20 protein-coding genes are annotated in these 18442 nt (G+C 71.7%); 4 read left to right on the top strand and 16 right to left on the bottom strand.

What is annotated here, in order from left to right; genetic code table 11:
• Nucleotides 1–53: 53 nt before the first annotated feature.
• Nucleotides 54–1130, bottom strand: coding sequence for a polyprenyl synthetase family protein (locus tag ACL00U_RS11975; protein ID WP_017888623.1), 1077 nt, complete (start codon nt 1128–1130; stop codon nt 54–56).
• Between the two features lie 31 nt (nt 1131–1161).
• Nucleotides 1162–1953 (bottom strand): demethylmenaquinone methyltransferase, encoded by a 792-nt coding sequence (locus ACL00U_RS11980; RefSeq protein ID WP_017888622.1) that lies wholly within the window; start codon nt 1951–1953, stop codon nt 1162–1164.
• Nucleotides 1954–2039: 86 nt separating this feature from the next.
• Between ACL00U_RS11980 and ACL00U_RS11985 the strand changes: the two genes are divergently transcribed.
• On the top strand, nt 2040–3299 hold the full coding sequence (locus ACL00U_RS11985; protein ID WP_017888621.1) for an isochorismate synthase: 1260 nt from the start codon (nt 2040–2042) through the stop codon (nt 3297–3299).
• Between the two features lie 58 nt (nt 3300–3357).
• Here the strand turns inward: ACL00U_RS11985 and menD are convergent, their stop codons facing one another.
• A complete protein-coding gene (menD, locus tag ACL00U_RS11990) occupies nt 3358–5106 on the bottom strand; it encodes a 2-succinyl-5-enolpyruvyl-6-hydroxy-3-cyclohexene-1-carboxylic-acid synthase (RefSeq protein WP_412874069.1) in 1749 nt (582 codons plus the stop codon).
• On the bottom strand, nt 5099–5458 hold the full coding sequence (locus ACL00U_RS11995; protein ID WP_017888619.1) for a PLDc N-terminal domain-containing protein: 360 nt from the start codon (nt 5456–5458) through the stop codon (nt 5099–5101). Before ACL00U_RS11995 ends, menD begins: the two co-directional genes overlap by 8 nt.
• A gap of 65 nt (nt 5459–5523) precedes the next feature.
• Here ACL00U_RS11995 and ACL00U_RS12000 point away from each other — a divergent pair, with 65 nt between their 5' ends.
• The gene (locus ACL00U_RS12000; protein WP_017888618.1) at nt 5524–5859 is read left to right on the top strand and encodes a DUF4229 domain-containing protein; all 336 of its coding nucleotides are present in this window, start codon (nt 5524–5526) and stop codon (nt 5857–5859) included.
• A gap of 37 nt (nt 5860–5896) precedes the next feature.
• Here ACL00U_RS12000 and ACL00U_RS12005 read toward each other — a convergent pair whose 3' ends face one another.
• The 4 genes from ACL00U_RS12005 to ACL00U_RS12020 are packed head-to-tail and all read right to left on the bottom strand — an operon-like array spanning nt 5897 to nt 9575.
• Nucleotides 5897–6898, bottom strand: a complete 1002-nt coding sequence (locus ACL00U_RS12005) for a 1,4-dihydroxy-2-naphthoate polyprenyltransferase (protein ID WP_042541197.1) — start codon at nt 6896–6898, stop codon at nt 5897–5899.
• 37 nt (nt 6899–6935) lie between these two features.
• The gene (locus ACL00U_RS12010) at nt 6936–8075 is read right to left on the bottom strand and encodes an AMP-binding protein (protein ID WP_412873435.1); all 1140 of its coding nucleotides are present in this window, start codon (nt 8073–8075) and stop codon (nt 6936–6938) included.
• Nucleotides 8075–9004 carry a 1,4-dihydroxy-2-naphthoyl-CoA synthase gene (locus tag ACL00U_RS12015; protein WP_017888615.1) on the bottom strand — a complete coding sequence of 310 codons (930 nt, stop codon included), beginning with the start codon at nt 9002–9004 and terminating at the stop codon, nt 8075–8077. Before ACL00U_RS12015 ends, ACL00U_RS12010 begins: the two co-directional genes overlap by 1 nt.
• Before the next feature lie 31 nt (nt 9005–9035).
• Complete coding sequence (locus tag ACL00U_RS12020) at nt 9036–9575, bottom strand: hypothetical protein (RefSeq protein WP_214561996.1); 540 nt, start codon at nt 9573–9575, stop codon at nt 9036–9038.
• A gap of 119 nt (nt 9576–9694) precedes the next feature.
• Here ACL00U_RS12020 and ACL00U_RS12025 point away from each other — a divergent pair, with 119 nt between their 5' ends.
• Nucleotides 9695–10693, top strand: a complete 999-nt coding sequence (locus tag ACL00U_RS12025) for an o-succinylbenzoate synthase (RefSeq protein WP_017888613.1) — start codon at nt 9695–9697, stop codon at nt 10691–10693.
• Nucleotides 10694–10970: 277 nt separating this feature from the next.
• Here ACL00U_RS12025 and ccsB read toward each other — a convergent pair whose 3' ends face one another.
• The 6 genes from ccsB to ACL00U_RS12055 form a co-directional block, all read right to left on the bottom strand.
• Nucleotides 10971–11990 (bottom strand): c-type cytochrome biogenesis protein CcsB, encoded by a 1020-nt coding sequence (gene ccsB / locus ACL00U_RS12030; protein ID WP_031260492.1) that lies wholly within the window; start codon nt 11988–11990, stop codon nt 10971–10973.
• 5 nt (nt 11991–11995) lie between these two features.
• On the bottom strand, nt 11996–13720 hold the full coding sequence (locus ACL00U_RS12035) for a cytochrome c biogenesis protein ResB (protein ID WP_412873436.1): 1725 nt from the start codon (nt 13718–13720) through the stop codon (nt 11996–11998).
• A complete protein-coding gene (locus ACL00U_RS12040; RefSeq protein WP_042538234.1) occupies nt 13704–14402 on the bottom strand; it encodes a cytochrome c biogenesis CcdA family protein in 699 nt (232 codons plus the stop codon). Before ACL00U_RS12040 ends, ACL00U_RS12035 begins: the two co-directional genes overlap by 17 nt.
• Before the next feature lie 45 nt (nt 14403–14447).
• Complete coding sequence (locus tag ACL00U_RS12045) at nt 14448–15074, bottom strand: TlpA family protein disulfide reductase (protein ID WP_017888588.1); 627 nt, start codon at nt 15072–15074, stop codon at nt 14448–14450.
• Nucleotides 15071–15727 (bottom strand): histidine phosphatase family protein, encoded by a 657-nt coding sequence (locus tag ACL00U_RS12050; protein ID WP_159556761.1) that lies wholly within the window; start codon nt 15725–15727, stop codon nt 15071–15073. The genes ACL00U_RS12045 and ACL00U_RS12050 overlap by 4 nt, the downstream gene beginning before the upstream one ends.
• A gap of 67 nt (nt 15728–15794) precedes the next feature.
• Nucleotides 15795–17288, bottom strand: a complete 1494-nt coding sequence (locus tag ACL00U_RS12055; RefSeq protein ID WP_412873437.1) for a SulP family inorganic anion transporter — start codon at nt 17286–17288, stop codon at nt 15795–15797.
• A 69-nt stretch (nt 17289–17357) separates the two neighbouring features.
• On the opposite strand from ACL00U_RS12055, the gene ACL00U_RS12060 reads away from it, so the two are divergent.
• Nucleotides 17358–17732: a MerR family transcriptional regulator gene (locus tag ACL00U_RS12060; RefSeq protein WP_040420144.1), complete on the top strand. Its 375-nt coding sequence runs from the start codon at nt 17358–17360 to the stop codon at nt 17730–17732.
• Here the strand turns inward: ACL00U_RS12060 and ACL00U_RS12065 are convergent.
• Both ACL00U_RS12065 and ACL00U_RS12070 read right to left on the bottom strand, forming a co-directional pair.
• Entirely contained in the window at nt 17709–17954 is a 246-nt protein-coding gene (locus ACL00U_RS12065) for a hypothetical protein (protein WP_152427343.1), read from the bottom strand. The genes ACL00U_RS12060 and ACL00U_RS12065 overlap by 24 nt on opposite strands.
• A complete protein-coding gene (locus ACL00U_RS12070; RefSeq protein WP_412873438.1) occupies nt 17954–18292 on the bottom strand; it encodes a hypothetical protein in 339 nt (112 codons plus the stop codon). Before ACL00U_RS12070 ends, ACL00U_RS12065 begins: the two co-directional genes overlap by 1 nt.
• Nucleotides 18293–18442 lie beyond the last annotated feature (150 nt).

The raw sequence follows: 18442 nt of genomic DNA on the forward strand, positions 1-18442 counted from the left end.
CGGGGGTGCCTCCCGACCGTGCCGCGGTGGGCGTGCCGTGTCGGGAGGGGTGTTCAGCGGCTTCGGTCGACGACGGAGTCCGCGAAGCGGGTGAGCGCCCGTTTCACGATGCCGTCGGGCAGCGGAGCGAGGGCGTCGACGGCTTCGCGGGCCCAGGCGACGGCGACCGCACGGGTCGCTGCGGTGGCCTCGTGCTCACGGAGGGCGGAGACGGCCGACTGGTACGGAGCGGAGTCGACCACGTCGTCGGGGGCGCCGTTGACGTCGCGCTCGATGCGCTCGACCAGGTGCTGTGCCGAGGGGTCCGTCACGGCCATCCGCCGCAGTTGCAGCATCGGCAGGGTGTCGACGCCTGCGCGCAGGTCGTTGCCGGCGATCTTGCCGGTCTTGTCCGTCGCGGGGGCGAGGTCGATGACGTCGTCGACGAGCTGGAAGGCCACACCGACCTTCTCGCCGAACGTGCCGACGGCGTCGAGGTAGGCCCGGTCGGCACCGGAGAACATCACACCGGCGCGGGCGGCGGTGGCGATGAGCGAACCGGTCTTGTCGCTGAGCACCTGGATGTAGTGCTCCAGCGGGTCGTCGTGCGACTGCGGACCGGTGGTCTCGTGCAGCTGGCCCATGCAGAGGCGCTGGAACGTCTCGGCCTGCATCCGGATGCCCTCGGTGCCGAGGTCCGCGGTGATCAGGCTGGCGCGGGCGAAGAGCAGGTCGCCGGTCAGGATCGCCACGTTGTTGCCGTAGGTGATCTGCGCGGCGGGGACCCCGCGGCGCACCGGCGCCTCGTCCATGACGTCGTCGTGGTAGAGCGACGCCAAGTGGGTGGTCTCGATGCTCACCGCGGCCTTGACCACGGCGTCGGTCACGCCGTCGCCGAGCTGCGCGATGAGGAGCGTCAGCGTCGGACGGATGCGCTTGCCCCCGGCGGAGAGCAGGTACCGGCTGGTGGTGTCGGCGAGGGTGTCGGTGGAGCGCATGGCGTCCTCGAGCCCCTGCTCGACGAGCTCGAGCCCGTCGTCGACCGCGGAGATGAAGCGACGGTCGGCGGGCGTGGCGAACAACCGCTCGCCGATGCCCAGCGACGCGCGCAGGCTCGGCGCGCGACGTGCGACCGGGACGCTCGGATTCAAGTGCTGCTCCGTCTTCGGGGGTGGTGACCGGTCAGTCGGCGGCCGGGTCGACGCGCGGCTGCTCGCCGGTGTTCTGGTGGTCACGGCGGGCCTTCGCACGCCGTGCCGCGGACTCGCGCACCGTGTCGGCGACGGGCTTGCGGCCACGGTGCAGTGCGACGATACCGGCCGTCAGGTTGCGGTAGGCGACCACCGAGAAGCCGACACCGCGGAGCCACTGGGTCAGCACCTGCTGGTCGGGCCACGCGTCGATGGACTCGGCGAGGTACCGGTAGGCAGCCGGGTTGCTGCTCGAGAGCCGCGCGATGCCCGGGAGCACGCGCTTCAGGTAGGTGCCGTAGCCGAAGCGCAGCAGCGCACGCGGCGGCGTCGAGAACTCACAGATGACGACGCGGCCACCGGGCTTCAGGACGCGGAGCATCTCGGCGAGCGCCTGCTTCGGGTCGTTGACGTTGCGCAGTCCGAACGAGATCGTGACGGCGTCGAACGTGTCGTCGTCGAAGGGCAGCTGCTCGGCGTCGCCCTCGACGAAGGTGATCTCGGGGTGACGCTCACGGCCGACGGCGATCATGCCCGCGGACAGGTCGAGCGCGGTGACCTCGGCGCCCTTCTTGGCGAAGGCCGCCGCGCTGGTGCCCGTGCCCGCGGCGATGTCGAGGACCTTCTCGCCGGGCTGGGGGTCGACCGCGCGGACGGTGGCGACACGCCACAGCGGGGCGTTGCCCGCCGACAGGATGTCGTTCGTGAGGTCGTACTTGGCCGCGACGTCGTCGAACATCGCCGCCACCTCGTCCGGGCGCTTGTTCAGGTCCGCTCTGCTCACGTGGTCAATCCTAGAGGTCCCGACCGAGCGTTCACCGGACTCGCAGCCACCCGGGCGGTGCGGGATCGGCGCGTAGCATCGGAGCCGTGACCCGAACCACCACGGCGGCGCCCCCGCTGACGGTCTCGACCCGGATCCTCGACGACCCGGGCACCGTCCTCCGCCACACGCTCCGCGATCGACCCCTCGCCTTCGTCCGGAACGGCGACGGCATCGTCGGCATCGGTGAGGCGCTGCGGTTCACCTTCACCGGCCCCGACCGGATGCGTGACGCGGCCGCGCTCTGGCGCAGTGTCGTCGCGACCGCCGTCGTCGACGACCCCGTCCAGCTGCGCGGCTCGGGGCTCGTCGCCTTCGGGTCGTTCGCGTTCGCCGACGACTCCGCCGACGAGAGCGTGCTCATCGTGCCCCGGGTGGTCCTCGGCCGCCGTCGGGGCAAGGCCTGGCTGACGGCCATCGACACCACGGCCGGCGCGGAGCCCCTGGCCTTCACCCGGACCTCGGTCCCGGTCCCCCGGGTCGGACCGCACGTCTCCGTCGAGCTGCGTCCCGGGCAGATCGACGAAGCCACCTACGCCGCCAACGTGTCCGAGGCCGTCCGCCGCATCGTGGCCGGGAGCGCCCAGAAGGTGGTGCTCGCCCGCGACCTGGTCGGCACGCTGCCGTCGGGGGCCGATCGACGAGCCGTCCTGCTCGACCTCGCCGCCGCCTACCCGCAGTGCGTGACCTTCGCAGTGGACGGGCTGGTCGGTGCCACGCCGGAGACCCTCGCCCGCACCGACGGCACGCGGCTGACCGCGCGGGTGCTCGCCGGCAGCGCCGCACGGGGCACCGACGAGGTCTCCGACCGTGCCGCCGCCGAGGCCCTGGCCAGCAGCGCCAAGGACGTCGAGGAGCACGCCTTCGCGATCGACAGCCTGCTCGCGGCCCTCGCACCGCTCGCCACGGACCTGCGCGCCGACGCCGAACCGTTCCGGCTGCAGCTGCCGAACCTGTGGCACCTGGCGACGGACGTGCAGGCGACGCTGCCGCCCGACACGACCTCGCTCGACGTCGCCGACGCGCTGCACCCGACGGCCGCGGTCGCGGGCACCCCGACCGACGTCGCGGTGCGGCTCGTCGCCGAGCTCGAGGGCGTCGACCGCGGTCGCTACGCCGGGCCGGTCGGCTGGATGAGCGCGACGGGCGACGGTGAGTGGATGCTCGCGCTGCGCAGCGCACGGATCGACGACGACGGCAGCGTCCGCGCCTGGGCGGGCGCCGGGATCGTCGCCGGCTCGGAGCCCGAGCGCGAGGTCGCCGAGACGGCCCTGAAGTTCCGACCGATCACCGACGCCCTGGCCTGAAGCACCCAGGGGCCGCGCGGAGACAGGGTCGAAGCGTGGCCGGGGCACCCGTGGCCGGTCAGTCGGCCAGCGGTACTTCGATCACGACGCGCTCGGCGGGGTCCGTCAGCACCCGTTCGAGGTCGCCCCACGTGGCCGCCCGGCGGTACTCCCACCCGAGACCCGTGACGACCCGTTCGACGTCGACGTGCTGCGGGGTCGACATCATCCGGCGCATGTCGGCGTCCGGCGTGGTCTTCGCGACCTCGAGCCCGCGGAAGATGGCGCCACCGTGGTCGTTGCCGACGACGACCTGCACCCGGTGGGTGCGTTCCTCGGTGCCGGTGACGAACGCGCCGAGGTCGTGCAGCAGCGTCAGGTCGCCGAGGAGCACGCGCGTGGTGCCCACCGAGGCGGAGGACTGCTCGAGTGCCGCGGCGATGCCGAGCGCGGTCGAGACGGTGCCGTCGATGCCGGCCAGTCCGCGGTTCGCGTGCACCCGGATCTTCTTGCCGAGCACCCGGGCATCGGCTTCGCGGATGAGCTGCGAGGCGCCGAGGACCAGGCGGTCGTGCGGCCAGGTCACCCCCCAGACGGCGTCGGCGAGCATGGCCCGGTCGACGGGTCGGCGACGGAGCGCGACCTCGTCACGCAGGAACTTGTTCCGCTCGGCGCGGTCGGCGGAGCGCTTGGCGTCGAGGTCCGGGCCGGCGTCGCCGTCCCCCAGGATCCGTCGGCTGGCACTCACCCAGCGGCCGACCCACGCACGGTGCTCCGGGCGGGTGCGGCCCGTCACGCGGACGTCGGACACGAAGGTGGTCGCGGCGTCCGGTCGGGAGGCACGCCCCGGGTCGAAGGGGTCGGCCGCCGGTCCGCGGACGACGATCGTCTCGACCCCGTCGCGCTGCAGGAGCGCGGGGACCTCTCTGCTGAGGGTCGGGTGGCCGAGCACGACGGCGCGGCGGACGGCGCCACCGTGGTCCGCGTCGCGCAGGAGTTCACGGTAGGCCACGACCAGGTTGCGGCCGAAGCGCGCGCCGCTGGAGACCTCGGCGAGGAGCGGCGCCCCGAGTTCCCAGGCGATCCGCTCAGCTTCCTCGCCGGCGTCGTGCCCGGCGATGACGACGGTGGCCGGCTCGTCGTCCGGGGTGAGTTCGGCGACCGGGAGACCGGTGTGGGCGCGGCGGGTGGCGAAGGCGAGGTCGATCTCGTCGTCGGGGACGGCGGTGACGTGCTCCGGGGTGAGCCCGGCGGAGAGCGGCTCACGGAACGCGACGTTGAGCTGTGCGGGCCCCGGCTGCCCGGTGTGCCCGGCTGCGGCGGCGACCGTCTGTCGGGCGAGGGCGCGCAGGGTGTCGCGGACCGAGGCATCGACGCCGTGCGCCGACGGGGCCTCGACGTCGCGGACGAAGGCGACGGCCTCGCCGAAGATCCCCGGCTGCACAGTGGTCTGGTTGCTCCCGATGCCGCGGAGCTCGTCGGGGCGGTCCGCACTCAGCACGATCATCGGCACGCCCGAGTGGTGCGCCTCGAGCACGGCGGGGTGCAGGTTCGCCACCGCGGTGCCCGACGTGGTCACGACCGCGGCGGCTCGGTGCGTCTCGACCGCGAGCCCGAGCGCGAAGAACCCGGCGGTCCGTTCGTCCAACCGGACGTGCACGGTCAGTCCGCCGGCACGCTCGAGGGCGACCGCGGCGAGCGCGAGTGCCTGGGACCGGGAACCGGGGCTGACCACGACGTCGGTGACGCCGGCGCGGACGAGTTCCTGCAGGAGCGCGAGCGCGGTGTCGGTCGCCGGGCTGCCCGAGCCGGCGGGGCCGTCAGCGATCGGTGCGGCCGTCGTCGTCGCGCTCGTGGAACTGGTCTTCGAGGTCTCGGAGGGTCGCGTCGTCCTGGTCCTTGTCCGTGAGGGTGTCGCCCGGCTCCGGCGTGGTGCCGAGGAAGTCCGGGTCGTCTTCGGGTCCACGGTACCGGGCGGATGCACCGGGGTCCGTCGCGGGGGTGCGACCGAGCAGGAACCACAGGACGCCGCCCAGCACGGGCAGGATGATCACGAGCAGCAGCCACACACCGCGACGCAGGGAACGGATGCGCTGACGGGGCATCGTGCCGCAGTCGATGGCCGCGTACACCGTGAAGGCAACGGCGGCCACGACGACGATCAACCACAAGCGGACCATGCGGTGAAGTCTAGGTCGCGACCCTGTGATGCCCCTGCCGGTCGGCGCTTCCGTAGACTCACCGTGTGAAAGCGTGGCTCCTGTACACCCTGGCTCGGCTCGGCATCTTCGTGGTGGCGCTCGTGCTCCTCCTGCTCCTGACGCCGCTGAAGTGGTACTGGGCGACGATCATCGCCGCCCTGGTGGGTCTGCTCATCTCGTACATCGCACTGTCCGGACTCCGCACGCAGGTCGCCCTGAGCCTGGCGAACCGCCGCGGCGTCCCCGAGCGCGACGCCGACTCGGACTTCGAGGACGACTTCGTCGACGCCGCCGACTCGGATGCCGCGGCCGCTCCCGTCGTCCGTCCGGTGTCCGACGCGGACCGGCACGAAGCACGCCGGGACGCCGACGCCGACTGACCCCGGGCACGGGGTCGTCAGGTCGGAGCCGAAACGGTTACGGCTGCACGGCCAGGGTGATCCCGAGCACCACGCCGAAGGCGAGCGACGCGAACGACGACAGCTGCAGCGCCGTGATGAGCTCGCGGGGCTTCCGCGACGACACCCCGATCGCCAGGGCCGGCAGCGCCAGCAGCAGCGAGAAGTACGTGAAGCCCGTGCGGAAGTACAGCAGCACGAACCAGAGCAGCACGACGTACGGCAGCATCAGGAACAGGCCGAAGAGCACGCGGGCGACCGGACGACCGACGACCACGGCGAGCGTCCGCTTGCCCGCCAGCTGGTCCTCGTCGATGTCGCGGATGTTGTTCACCATCAGGACCGCGCAGGCGAAGAACCCGGCGGCCACCGCGGCGGCCCAGCCACTCAGCGTGACCTCGCGGATCTGCACGAACTGCGTACCGAGCACGGCGACGAGTCCGAAGAACACGAACACGAACACCTCGCCCAGGGCGTTGTACCCGTACGGCTTCTTGCCGCCCGTGTAGAACCAGGCGGCGACGATGGCGGCGGCCCCGACGAGCAGCAGCCACCACAGCTGGGTGAGCAGCACGATGACCAGGCCGGCGACGGCTGCCAGGCCGAAGAACGTCAGGGCGACCGTGAGCACCGTCCGGGGCTTGGCCAGCCCGGCACCCGTGAGCCGTGCGGGTCCGACGCGGTACTCGTCGGTGCCGCGGACCCCGTCGGAGTAGTCGTTGCTGTAGTTCACGCCGATCTGCAGGAACAGCGCCACGGCCAGGGCGAGCAGCGCGACGGCGAGGTGGCTGCCCTTCGCCAGGTAGTCACCGAAGTCCCCGGGCTCACCGCTGTCGACGAACGCGACGGCGGTGCCCAGCACGACCGGGACCACGCCGAGGGTCAGGGTGCGCAGACGCGCGCCGCCGATCCAGTCGCGTGCGGTCGCCTTCCGCTTGGTGCGGGCGGGGGCAGCGGCCTTCGCCGGGTTGCCGGACCGGCCCTGCTTCTGCGTCGAGTTCTTCGTTCGTGCCACGAGCACCGATCTTATTGCCGATGCGGCGCCCGGCGGCTCGCCCCTACGGCCCTGCCGGGTCGACGAGCGCCTGCACGGCCCGCCGGTCGGGTTTGCCGGACGCCAGCATCGGGATCCGGCCCACCAGGACCACGTCGGCCGGCCGGGCGGCACGGCCGAGGGCGGCTCCGACGTGGGCGCGCACGGTGTCCGGGTCGAGCGGTTGCTCGGTGACGACGACGGGGACCTCGCCCCACTCCCCCGCCGAGCGCCGCACGACGACGGCGCTCTGCTGCCCGGGCAGCCCCCGGACGAGCCGTTCGACCGCCCCGAGCTGGACCTTCTCGCCACCGGAGATCACCACGTCGTCGAGGCGTCCGAGCACGCGGACGACCCCGCCGGACAGGGTCGCGGTGTCCCCGGTCCGGTACCACCGCAGCCCGTCCCGCTCGACGAAGGCCGATGCCGTGCGGTCGTCGTCGTCGAGGTACCCCTCGGCGAGCATCGGCCCGGCCAGGTGCAGCTCGTCGTCGACCAGTGCGGTGCGCACCGTGCCGAACGGGACGCCGTCGTACACGCACCCACCGCTCGTCTCGCTCGCGCCGTACGTCGTCACGATCCGGACCCCGGCGTCGTGCGCGCGCTGCCGGAGCGGCGCGGGGGTCGCCTGTCCGCCGACCAGGACCGCGTCGAACCCGGCGAGGGCGCGGGTGGCGTCCGGGTCGTCGAGCACCCGGGCGAGCTGGACAGGCACCAGCGAGGTGTACCGACGGGGCGCGGCCGGACCGGTGACGAGCCGTTCGGCCGCCTCGGTGAACGCGGCGGCCGCGAAGTGGCCGGGTGCCACGACGACGGGCTCGGTGCCGGCGGTGATCGAGCGGGTCAGGACGTTGAGGCCGGCGATGTAGTGCGTCGGCAGCGCGAGCACCCAGCGCCCCGGACCACCGAGCGCCGCGTCGGCCGCCGCCGCACCGGCGAGGAGCGCCTCGGACGACAGCGCCACGCGCTTGCCGGTCCCGGTGGACCCGCTCGTCTCGACCACCAGGGCGACCGCCTGCCGGACCTCGGCCGGAGGTGCCTTCGGCCGCGCCGGAGCCCCCTCGGCGACGGGGAGCAGCGCGGGGCCGCCGGCGAGCGCTGCCTCCAGGGCGCGCAGCACGGCCGACGGGTCCGACGTACCGGTCGCGACCAGCGGACGGGGCATCAGTAGTGCCAGGGGAACGCGGTCCACTCGGGAGCGCGCTTCTCGAGGAACGAGTCGCGGCCCTCGACCGCCTCGTCGGTGCCGTACGCCAACCGCGTCGCCTCGCCCGCGAAGACCTGCTGACCGACCATGCCGTCGTCGACGGCGTTGAACGCGTACTTGAGCATCCGGATCGCCGTCGGGGACTTGCCGAGCACGATCTCGCCCCAGCGGATCGCCTCACGCTCGAGGTCCTCGTGGGGGACCACGGCGTTCACCGCACCCATCTCGTAGGCGCGCTGGGCGGAGTACTCCTGCGCGAGGAAGAAGACCTCGCGGGCGAACTTCTGCCCGATCTGCTTGGCGTAGTAGGCGCTGCCGTACCCGCCGTCGAACGAGCCGACGTCGGCGTCGGTCTGCTTGAACCTGCCGTGCTCGGCACTCGCGATGGTGAGGTCGCAGATGGCGTGCAGGGAGTGCCCACCGCCGGCGGCCCAGCCGGGGACGACCGCGATGACGACCTTGGGCATCATCCGGATGAGGCGCTGGACCTCGAGGATGTGGAGCCGCCCCATCGACGCCTGCGCGGCCGCGGGGTCGACGCCCTCGGGCGGTGCACCCTCGTCACCGACGTACTGGTAGCCGCTCCGTCCACGGATGCGCTGGTCGCCGCCGGAGCAGAACGCCCACCCGCCGTCCTTCGGGCTCGGGCCGTTGCCGGTGAGCAGGACGACACCGACGCGGGGGTCCTGCCGGGCGTCGTCGAGGGCGCGGTAGAGCTCGTCGACCGTGCGCGGGCGGAAGGCGTTCCGGACCTCCGGACGGTCGAAGGCGACACGGACGATCCCCTTGGAGACGTGCTTGTGGTACGTGATGTCGGTGAACTGCTCCGCGATCGGAGCGGTGGTCCAGACGTCGGGGTCGAACAGGTCGGAGACGGGAGCAGCCATGCCCCCAACGTACCGCCGGGCGTCTGCCGGGTCAGGCGCCCATGTCGGTCAGGAGCTCCGGCGCGACGAACACCATGATCACGATGAGGATCACGGGGTTCGCGAAGAACGCCAGGACGACCCCGACGGCGCCGTACCAGCGGCCGAAGGATCCGACGGCGGCGACGAACCCGAGCACGGCGGCGATGAGCGTCAGGAACACGACGACGAAGCAGATGCCGAACGCGAAGTTCGTGTCACCGCCCATGAACACGGCGAACGCGCTGGCGTCGACCGCAGCGGAGACCACGGCGAGGCCCAGGGCGATCTTGCCGACGACGGGGTTGCGGCGCTTCTTGGAGGCCGCCTGCCGCACGTCGACGGTGTTGCGCTGCATGAGCCGGGCGAAGTCGTCGGACCCGGCTGTCGGACGCGCCGTCGCTCGGGACGGGTTCGCCGCGGGTCGGGCATCCGCGCTCGGACGGGCTGCAGACGCCGGACGGGCTGCCGGACGAGCGCCGGCGCTCGACGGGTCGGCCTGGCGCTGTGCTGCCCGCTGCTGTGCTGCGCGCTGCCGCGGATCCACCGCCACCGAGCCTCCCTCGTTCCGGGTCGTTCCCCTCGCCGACCGGAGCCGACCGATGCATGCTAGTGCCCTGCCCTGGCGGTCCCCTCCGAGGAACCGGCGGGCGACCTGGGTGCGGTGGGAGGATGGCGGACGTGCTCCCCGACCTCGCCGAACTCCTCGCCGACGCGAACGTGGTGGCCCTGCCCATGCGGGTGCGGTTCCGCGGCATCACCACGCGCGAGGCGGTCGTGCTGCGCGGCCCCGCAGGCTGGACGGAGTTCTCGCCGTTCGTCGAGTACGACGACGCCGAGGCAGCGGCATGGCTGCGCGCCACCGTCGACTTCGGGTGGACCGACCACGAGCCGGCCGCCGACTCCGTGCCGGTCAACGCCACCGTCCCGGCGATCGCCGCCGACGACGTCGCCGACCTGCTCGCCCGCTACCCCGGCTGCGCCACCGCGAAGGTCAAGGTCGCGGAGCCCGGCACCACCGTCGACGACGACGTCGCCCGTGTCGCGGCCGTCCGCCGGGTGATGGGGTCCGATGCTTCCGTCCGCGTCGACGCGAACGGGCTGTGGAGCGTCGAGCAGGCAGCCGCGGCACTCGAGCGGCTCGCACCGTTCGACCTGCAGTACGCCGAGCAGCCCTGCGCCACGCTGCCCGAGCTCGCCGAGCTCCGGACGCGGATCGCCGGCCTCGGGGTGCGGATCGCCGCGGACGAGAGCGTCCGGAAGGCGAGCGACCCCCTCGCGGTCGCCCGGGCCGGCGCAGCCGACGTCCTGGTGGTCAAGGCCCAGCCGCTCGGGGGCATCACCGCGGCGGGCGCGGTCATCGCCGACGCCGGGCTGCCGTGCGTCGTCTCGAGTGCGCTCGACACGTCGGTCGGACTCGGGATGGGGGCGTTCCTGGCCGCCGCGGCGATGACCCCGGGGTACGCCGCGGGCCTCGGGACGGCGGCGATGTTCGCCGGGGACGTGACGGCGGAGCCCCTGCTGCCGGTGGACGGCCGCGTGCCGGTGCGTCGGGTGGACGTCGCGGCGGAGATGGTCGAGCGGTACGCCGCGTCGCCGGAACGCACCGCGTGGTGGCGCGAGCGGGTGGCACGTGTGCACACCGTGCTGGCCGCAGCTGCTGCCGAGTAGCTCCGGGCGCGGGACGCCGTCGTCTCCGCAGAACGCCGTCGTCACCGCAAGACGCCGCCGTCTCCGCAAGACGCCGTCGTCTCCGCAAAACGCCGTCGTCTCCGCAGAACGCCGTCGTCTCCGTTCGACGCCGAGGACGCGGCGTCCAGCCGACACGACGGCGTCTTCTTGTCCGTGGACGCGACCGAACGACAGACGGGAGGCGCGGTGCCAGCTGGCACCGTGCCTCCCGTCCGGCCGTGGTCACGACCAGAGCCGCCTCAGCGACCGGTGTGGTTCACAGACCCGAGTAGCTGTGCAGGCCCTTGAAGAAGACGTTCACGACCGAGAAGTTGAACATCACCGCGGCGAAGCCGATCAAGGCCAGCCAGGACGACCGCGCACCGCGCCAGCCGCGGGTCGCACGGGCGTGGATGTAGCCCGCGTAGACGACCCAGATGATGAAGGTCCAGACCTCTTTCGTGTCCCAGCCCCAGTACCGACCCCAGGCACGCTCGGCCCAGATCGCACCGGCGATCAGGGTGAAGGTCCAGAGGACGAAACCGACGAGCAGGACGCGGTAGGTCAGGACCTCGAGCCGGTCGGCGTCGGGCAGCGTCGCCATGAAGCGGAGCTTGCCGGAGGCGGTGCGGCCCTGGCGGTACGTCTGCACGAGCTGCGCCACCGCGAGCCCCGCCCCGAGCGCGAAGAACCCGGTGCCGGAGATCGCCACGAAGACGTGGATGACGAGCCAGTACGACTGCAGGGCCGGCTGCAGCGGGACGACGGGGACCCAGTAGTTCACCGTCGCGATGCCGAGCAGGATGATCGTCAGGCCCGTGATGAAGACGCCGAGGAACTTCAGGTTCTGCCAGAACTGCACGAGCAGGAAGATCAGCGTGATCAGCGCCGTGCCCGTCAGCGAGAACTCGAACATGTTGCCCCACGGGACACGGTCGGCCGCGATGCCGCGGAGGACGACCGAGGCGACGTGCAGGACGAGCGCGAGGATCGTCATCGCCATGCCGACACGTTCGAACTTCGTGCTGCGGCCGGACGAACCGCCCGCTGGCGGCGCGGCGACCTGCTCGAGCACGACGGTGCCGCCACGGACGGTCGCGACGGTCTTCGCCCCGCGTGCGGAAGAAGCGCTGGCCGCACCCGCCGAGCTGTCGTCGGCGCCCGCGTTCTTCGCGGCGGCCGTGACCTCACCGGAGCGTTTGGCCATGTCGAGGGCGAACGAGATGAACGCGACCACGTACACCGCCATCGCGGAGTACGTGAGCACGACCGAGTAGGTCGCGAGGTTCGTGGTCATGTCGTTCACTGGGGCATCCTAACTCCGAGGTCCGACGTGTGGCGCTGTGCGATGTCCGCGACGGCCCGTTCGAGGTTCGGGTCCTCGCCGCGTGCGAGGCCGGCGTACTCGAGGTCGTACTCGCCGCCCTGCGTGTCCTTGCGCGGGACGACCTTCACCCAGACGCGACGGCGCGGGACGAACAGCGAGGTGAGCAGACCGAGGGTGGAGAGCAGGGCGAACCCGCCCACCCACAGCTGCGACGGGTCGTGGTGCACGTCGAGGGAGACGTACCGCTTGACGCCGTCGAACGTGATCGACCCGGCACCGTCCGGGAGCTTCTTCGTCTGCCCCGGCTTCAGCGCGAGGCTCGCCGTCGATGCGTCGGTGCCGGCGATCTGCTTCAGCCCGCCGGTGTTGAGCGTGTACACGCTCTGCGGCACGCCGTCGTCGAGGCCGAGGTCACCGGTGTAGACCTGCAGCGTCAGGAGCGGGTTCTCGGTGTCCGGGTACGAGGACGTGTAGGCGCCGCTCGCGTTCTTCACCGCGGTGGGGTAGAAGAACCCGCGGATCCCGAGCTGGTCCGGCTTGGCGTCCGGGGCCTTGATCACGCCGAGCGAGGTGTAGTTCGCGTCCTGCGGCAGGAACGGCACGACGTCCTTGAACGCCACGTTGCCGTCGCCGTCGCGCACCGTGACCTGCATCGCGTAACCGTTGCCGAGCAGGTAGACGTTGGTGCCACCCACGTGCAGCGGGTCGTTCACGCCGAGACGGCTGGTCTTCGGCTCGCCGCCCTTCTCGGTGCTCGTGACGGTGGCCGAGTAGTCGAGCGCCTGGCCGAGGGCGTCGAGGTTCCGCTCCTCGTACTTCGTCACGAACTTGTCGAGGGTCAGGTTGTAGCCCTTGAGGTCGGTCTGCTGGAACCAGCGCCCGGGGTTGAACGAGTCGTACGAGCCGAGCACGTTGGAGAACGTCTGGCCCTCCACCAGCAGGCGCTGACCGGTGAAGCCGAAGCCACCGCCGACACCGACCGCCAGGAGCACCCCGACGAGGGCCGAGTGGAACACCAGGTTGCCGGTCTCGCGCAGGTAGCCGCGCTCCGCGCTCACCGAGTCGCCGAACCGTTCGACGCGGTACCCGGAGCGCTTCAGGATCGCCATCGCGCGCGTCACCGCGTGCTCGGCGGACGGGAGGCCCGTGGCCGGGTCGATCCCGGTGGTGCCGTCGATCATCGCGTCCGGTTGCACCGCTACGGTGCGGAATCCCGCCAGTCGCGTCAGACGCGCGGGCGTCTTCGGCGGACGGGTGCGCAGGGCCTGCCAGTGGTGCTTCGTGCGGGGCACGATGCAGCCGATGAGCGAGACGAAGAGCAGCAGGTAGATCGCCGAGAACCACACCGAGGTGTAGGTGTCGAAGACCTGGAGCTTGTCGAGGACCGGGAAGAGCTGCGGGTGGTCCGCCTTGTACTGCACGACGCCGTTCGGGTCGGCGGTGCGCTGCGGCACGAGCGAACCCGGGATCGCCGCGAGGGCCAGCAGCATGAGCAGGAACAGCGCCGTGCGCATGCTCGTCAGCTGCCGCCAGAAGAACCGGAGGTACCCGACGAAGCCGAGCTTCGGCTGGTTGACGCCGCCGTCGGTGGGGCCGGAGCCGTCGACGTGGTCGGACGGTCGCTGCGGGTCCGAAGCGGTGTCGGCTCCCTCGCCTGCACCCGTCGGGGTGTGCTCGTTCGGGTCAGACCGCGGGGACAAAGCTCTGGATCACCGCCCCGACGCTCGACATGACGGCCGACCAGATTCCGGTGACCATGAGCAGACCGATGACGATCAGGATCGCTCCTCCGATGATGTTGACGGTGCGCATGTGACGCTTCACCGCCGAGATGGCTCCCGTGGCCCAGCCGGCGCCGAGCGCGACGAGGACGAACGGGATGCCGAGCCCGAGGCAGTACGCCACACCGAGCCACATGCCCTGCCAGGCACTGCCCGACTGCACGCTGAGCAGGTTGATGGCCGCGAGGGTCGGGCCGAGGCACGGCGTCCAGCCGAGGCCGAACACGATGCCGAGCAGCGGTGCGCCCAGCAGCCCCGTCGCGGGGGTCCAGCTGGGCTTGATGGTGCGCTGCAGGAACGTGAACCGTCCGACGAACACCAAGCCCATCGCGATGACGACGACCCCGAGGACCTGCGTGATGAGGTCACGCCAGCGGACGAGCCAGAAGCCGAGTGCCCCGAACACCGTCGTGTACGCCACGAACACCGCGGTGAACCCGACGATGAACAGCAGCACACCGAGCACCACACGACCCCGACGCTGCCCGCCCTCGGCGACACCGCCGACGTACCCGAGGTACCCCGGCACGAGCGGCAGCACGCACGGGGACAGGAACGACACGAGCCCGGCGAGCGCCGCCACGGGCAGCGCCACGGCCATCTGGCCGCTCAGGATCGCGTCGGCGAAGGGGTTGGAGGCCACGGGTCAGGAGGCCTTGCCGGCGTCGAGCTCGTCGCTGACCAGGGTCTTCAGGATGCCCGTGCCGTCGACCGCGCCGAGGACGCGGGCAGCGACGCGCCCCTTCGTGTCGAGGACGATCGTCGCAGGCACCGCGTTCGGCGCGATCTGCCCGGACATCGCGAGCTGCATCGTGCCCGTGCGCTGGTCGAGGACGGTCGGGTACTGCACGTCGAAGGTGCGCTCGAAGGCGGCCGCGGTCGCTGCTTCGTCGCGGACGTTGACGCCGATGAACGCGACGTCGTCCGAGTCGGCGTACTCGTCGTGCACCTCGTTGAGGTACTTCGCCTCGGCACGGCAGGGCGGGCAGCTGGCGTACCAGAAGTTCAGGACGACGACCTTGCCCCGGAGGTCCTTCGACGAGACGGTGTCGCCGTTCGAGTCCTCGGCCCGGAAGGTCACCGGGTCGGTGCGGTCCTTTGCGGAGACCTCGGTCACCGCGCCGTCACCGGAGATGTAGTTCTGGGTCGTGCCGTTGCCGTACTGCTTCGCGAGGTCGCTGTTGTCCGTCGAGCACCCCGCCAGGGCGAGGGCGGCCACGACGACCGTCGCCGCGATCGTCGCGATGCGCTTCCTGCTGGTCGTGGTCTTCACACTGCTCCTTCGTCGACGGCGGTCGCGCGCAGTTCCTGCGCGGGGTCCGCGTACCCGACCTCGGTGAACCGACCGCTCGACGTGGCGGGCACACGCTCGACGGTGGTGATGCTCGACAGGTCGCAGCGACGCTTGCGCGGGTCGTGCCACAGGGGCTCCCCCGCGAGCTTCCGGTGGACCATCCAGATCGGCAGCTGGTGGCTGACCAGGACGACGTCGCCCTCGTCGACGCTCTCCCACGCCGTGGTCATCGCCGCGAGCATGCGGTTCGCGATCGACTCGTACGCCTCGCCCCAGCTGGGGCGCAGGGGGTTCGCGATCCACGGCCACTCCGCCGGACGGCCGAGCGAGCGCTTCGTGAACCCGGGGGGCTGCCCCTCGTAGCGGTTGGTCGGCTCGATCAGCCGCTCGTCGAGCGTCACGTCGAGCCCGTAGGCCGCCGACCAGGGCGCGGCGGACTCCTGCGTGCGCTGCAGCGGGGACGCGACGACCCGACGGACGTCGATGCCGGCGTCCTTCCAGGCGGCCGCGGAGGCCTCGGCCATCTGCGCGCCGAGCTCACTCAGCCCGAAGCCCGGGAGCCGGCCGTAGAGGACGCGGCCCGGGTTGTGCACCTCTCCGTGCCGGACGAGGTGGAGACGGGTCGCGGGCATGGGTTCCAGTGTAGGTCGCCCGCGGTTCCCACCGCCCCCTCAGGAGATTCACCGGATGCGGAAGCACTCAGCCGCCGAGCTCTCCGGACAGCCGTCCGTGCAGCGCGATCGACCCCGTGTTGAGGTTCACCACCTCGACCGTCGAGCCGTGCTTGGCGAACCGCTGTTCGACACCGTCGAGCGCCGCGACCGTGGACGCGTCGAACACGTGGGCGTCGGCCATGTCGATGATGATGTGCTCCGGGTCCTCTGCGTAGGAGAACCGCGTGACGAGGTCGTTCGACGAGGCGAAGAACAGCGCCCCGCGGACCCGGTACCGCACGGTGCGGTCGTCGACCGGCTCGCGCACCACGGTCACCACGTGCGCCACCCGTCGGGCGAAGACCAGAGCCGCCACGACCACACCGACGAGCACCCCGGTGGCGAGGTTCTCGGTCACGACGACCACCACGACGGTGATGAGCATGACCGCGGTCTCACCGAGCGGCATCCGCCGCAGGGTGCGCGGCCGGATGCTGTGCCAGTCGAAGGTCGCGACGCAGACCATGAGCATGACCGCCGTCAGGGCCGCCATCGGGATCTGGGCGACGAGGTCGTGGAGCACGATCGTCAGGACGAGCACCGAGACGCCGGCAGTGAAGGTCGAGATGCGCGTCCGGGCGCCCGCGGTCTTCACGTTGATCACCGTCTGGCCGATCATCGCGCACCCACCGGTCCCCCCGAAGAACGCCGACGCGATGTTCGCGACGCCCTGGCCCCACGACTCGCGCCACTTGCTCGACCCGGTCTCGCTGATGGAGTCGACGAGCTGCGCGGTGAGCAGCGTCTCGATCAGGCCGACGATCGCGACGCCGAACGCGTAGGGCGCGATGATCTGCAGGGTCTCGAAGCTGAACGGCGTCACGATGCCGTTGAAGCCGGGGAGTGCCGTCGGCAGTGCCCCCTCGTCGCCGACCGTCGGCACGGCCACGCTGAACACCATCGTGATGCCGGTGATGACGACCACCGCGATGAGCGGCGCGGGGATCGCCTTCGTCAGGAACGGGAACCCGACGATGATCGCGATGCCGAGTGCCGTCAGCGGCCAGACGATGAACGGGACGTCGTCGCCGAGCAGGTTCGGCAGCTGGGCGGTGAAGATGAGGATGGCCAGGGCGTTCACGAACGCGACGTTGACGCTGCGCGGGATGAAGCGCATCAGCCGCGCCACCCCGAGGAACCCGAGCAGGAGCTGGAACACACCGCCCAGGACGATCGCGGGCACCAGGTACTCGATCCCGTGCTGTCGGACGAGCGGCGCGATGACGAGCGCCACCGAACCGGCGGCGGCGGACACCATGGCGGGTCGACCGCCCACGATCGAGATCACGATCGCGATGATGACGCTCGAGAAGAGGCCGACCGCGGGATCGACGCCGGCGACGACGGAGAACGAGATCGCCTCGGGGATGAGGGCCAGCGCGGTGACGATGCCGGCCAGGACCTCCCGGGTGAGCATGCGGGGCGAGCGGAGGGCGGCGAGGACGCTCGGGGCCGTCGGCGCGTGTGTGATCACGGACATCGTTCGGAACTCTACCTTCACGTGAGGGTAGAGTCGCGCTCCGTGAGCACCAGCGACGTCCCCGACACGATGCACATCGGCGAACTCGCCGACCGCGCCGACATGTCCCTGCGCACGATCCGGCACTACGACGAGGTCGGGCTGCTCGTGCCGAGCGGCCGCACCACCGGCGGGTTCCGGGTGTACACCGCGCAGGACCTGGAACGGCTGCTCGTGATCCGCCGGATGAAGCCGCTCGGGTTCACGCTCGACGAGATGGCCGAGCTGCTCCGTGTGGTCGACGCCCTCGCGGCGAAGGACCCAGAGGACGAACCCGCGCTGGCTGCACGTCTCGATGCGTACCTGGACGACGCCCGCACCCGCCACGCGAAGCTCGTCGAGCGCGCCGGCATGGCCGAGGAGTTCATCGGCACCCTCGGGTCACTCCGCGCGTCGCTCCCCTGACGTCGCGCCGTCTTCGGCGAGCACCCTGGCACGCATGCGCTGCCGCTCGAGTTCGAGCTTCAGCTCCCCTTCTTCGACATGGAGCTGCCAGTCGATCGCCCCGCGTTGCGCCCAGTCCCACGGGCTCTCGCCCGGCGCAGGACCGATGTACGGCCGCTCCACGGGAACCGTGTCCTCCTTCCGCACCAGCTCTCGCCAGGCACGGCGCAGACGAGTCGTCATCACTGTCTCCTCTTCTCGATGAACAGTTCCGCCGACACCCTTGCAGCGGGTTCTTCTCCGGCGGGGACTTTCTGCATGTCGTACATCGCCTGCGCCAGATTCCGGCCGATCTCGCGACGCCCGACCTCGGCCGCGGTGATCAGGTCGAACACCACGGTCAACCGCGCCCAGTAGCGGTCCCGTTGCTCCCGCCCGACGTCCCGCCGCCACCGGATGACCGCCCACAGCCCACCGACGAACGCCGCGAGCAGTGTGAACGCCGCAGTGCACAGCGCCGCCACCACCACCGCGACCGCCGCAGGCGGCCAGGTCGCGAGCTCCCCCGTCCCCGTCCCCACCCGGTCCCCCTCTCGTCCCGCGACCCGGCCACGTCGACAACGCTAGGGAGTCCTCGCACGCCGCCACGGGCCTCCCGGCCATCGGTGGAGAACGCCGGACGCGGGCGGCCCTGTTGAGGGAGGAGCGCTGCCGCCCACGCCCCCGGACGC

The sequence above is a fragment of the Curtobacterium poinsettiae genome, assembly GCF_047226435.1.
GTDB lineage: Bacteria > Actinomycetota > Actinomycetes > Actinomycetales > Microbacteriaceae > Curtobacterium > Curtobacterium poinsettiae.

Excerpts from the sequence above, each read along its gene's own strand:
- ACL00U_RS11995 (WP_017888619.1), bottom strand. The coding sequence starts at position 5,458 with ATGGTCCGCTTGTGGTTGATCGTCGTCGTGGCCGCCGTTGCCTTCACG.
- ACL00U_RS12010 (WP_412873435.1), bottom strand. The coding sequence starts at position 8,075 with ATGCCCCGTCCGCTGGTCGCGACCGGTACGTCGGACCCGTCGGCCGTG.
- ACL00U_RS12015 (WP_017888615.1), bottom strand. The coding sequence starts at position 9,004 with ATGGCTGCTCCCGTCTCCGACCTGTTCGACCCCGACGTCTGGACCACC.
- ACL00U_RS12025 (WP_017888613.1), top strand. The coding sequence starts at position 9,695 with ATGGCGGACGTGCTCCCCGACCTCGCCGAACTCCTCGCCGACGCGAAC.
- ccsB (WP_031260492.1), bottom strand. The coding sequence starts at position 11,990 with ATGACCACGAACCTCGCGACCTACTCGGTCGTGCTCACGTACTCCGCG.
- ACL00U_RS12040 (WP_042538234.1), bottom strand. The coding sequence starts at position 14,402 with ATGGCCGTGGCGCTGCCCGTGGCGGCGCTCGCCGGGCTCGTGTCGTTC.
- ACL00U_RS12050 (WP_159556761.1), bottom strand. The coding sequence starts at position 15,727 with ATGCCCGCGACCCGTCTCCACCTCGTCCGGCACGGAGAGGTGCACAAC.
- ACL00U_RS12055 (WP_412873437.1), bottom strand. The coding sequence starts at position 17,288 with ATGTCCGTGATCACACACGCGCCGACGGCCCCGAGCGTCCTCGCCGCC.
- ACL00U_RS12060 (WP_040420144.1), top strand. The coding sequence starts at position 17,358 with ATGCACATCGGCGAACTCGCCGACCGCGCCGACATGTCCCTGCGCACG.
- ACL00U_RS12065 (WP_152427343.1), bottom strand. The coding sequence starts at position 17,954 with ATGACGACTCGTCTGCGCCGTGCCTGGCGAGAGCTGGTGCGGAAGGAG.